The 1259-nt window shown below is 32.2% G+C and carries 1 protein-coding gene; it reads left to right on the top strand.

Annotation, left to right across the window (positions count from 1 at the left end; genetic code table 11):
* Positions 1-55 precede the first annotated feature (55 nt).
* Positions 56-1225 (top strand): ISL3 family transposase, encoded by a 1170-nt coding sequence (locus INF20_RS07895; RefSeq protein ID WP_226385831.1) that lies wholly within the window; start codon positions 56-58, stop codon positions 1223-1225.
* The last annotated feature ends 34 nt before the right edge of the window (positions 1226-1259 follow it).

Here is a 1259-nt window from a genome sequence, read left to right as displayed (position 1 = left end):
CTCATTTAAAATGAAATCACCACAATAACATAGAAAGGAGTTTTCAATTATGCTCATGTCAAATTATATAGAAGAATTATTTGAATTAAAAGGTGCAATTTTAGAAAATATTAAAAGTACTGAGGAATCTCTCAACATTTTTATCTCAATGAAAAAAGAACCTCATACCTGCCCCTGCTGCAACTTCCCTACTGAAAGGGTTCATGACTACCGTACTCAGATAATCAAAGATGTCCCTTTTCTGCATAAAGCAACTTTCATTCATCTTAGAAAAAGAAGATATGTATGTCCTCATTGTGGTAAAAGATTTTTTGAGAAAATACCTTTCTTACCTAAATATCAAAGAACAACCAATAGGCTCTGGGCTTTTATTCTATCTAGATTTACTGAAGTTTCTTCACTAAAATCTATTGCTAAATTAACATCTCTTTCTCAGGCAACTATTGGCAGAATCCTTGATAAGATAGATTATGGCTTACCTAGTCTTCCCAAGGTGATTGCCTTTGATGAGTTTAAAGGAAATGCTAACGGAGAGAAATTCCAATTTATCCTTACTAATCCTAAAGCAAAGAAGGTTTTAGATATACTTCCTTCAAGAAAAGCTGACTACCTTTACTCTTACTTTTCCAAGTTTAAGGATAGAAACAATGTGCAATATGTTGTAATCGATATGAGCACTGCATTTAAAGCGGTTTCTAAACATTGTTTTCCTAATGCAAAAATCATAGCTGACAAATATCATGTTATCAGACAAGTCACATGGGCATTTGAAAGAACAAGAAAAAAGGTCCAACAAAACTTTGAGCCTAGCCGAAGGAAATATTTTAAAAGATCAAGAACACTGCTTCTTAAATCGCAGGACAAACTTAAAGACTATGAATGGCAACAAGTATTAAACATGCTATCTTTATCAAAGGAATTATCTCAAGCCTACTATCTTAAGAATGAATTTTATTCTCTTATGAAGGAAAAAGATAGCTACAAATTTACTAAAAGGATGAACAACTGGATTATGATGGCACAAAGTTTTGAATGTAAAGAGTTTAATAATTGCTGTAAAACTTTTATAGATTGGTTTGATGAGATAAGGAATGGAATAATTACAGGATACACTAATGGATATACAGAGGGCTGTAACAACAAGATAAAAGTAATCAAGAGAGTATCTTATGGAGTCAGAAATTTTAAGAGATTCAGAGCAAGAATCATGCATTCATTAACATAAAGAAACTGACAGAGTGAATATACACTCTGCCAGC

The sequence above is a fragment of the Gallibacter intestinalis genome (assembly GCF_014982745.1).
In the GTDB taxonomy this organism is placed as follows: Bacteria; Bacillota; Clostridia; order Peptostreptococcales; family Anaerovoracaceae; genus Gallibacter; species Gallibacter intestinalis.
This window is presented reverse-complemented; position numbering and strand designations above follow the sequence as displayed.

What these genes read in the sequence shown, in the direction of transcription:
- INF20_RS07895 (WP_226385831.1), top strand. Translation starts at nt 56, where the DNA reads ATGTCAAATTATATAGAAGAATTATTTGAATTAAAAGGTGCAATTTTA.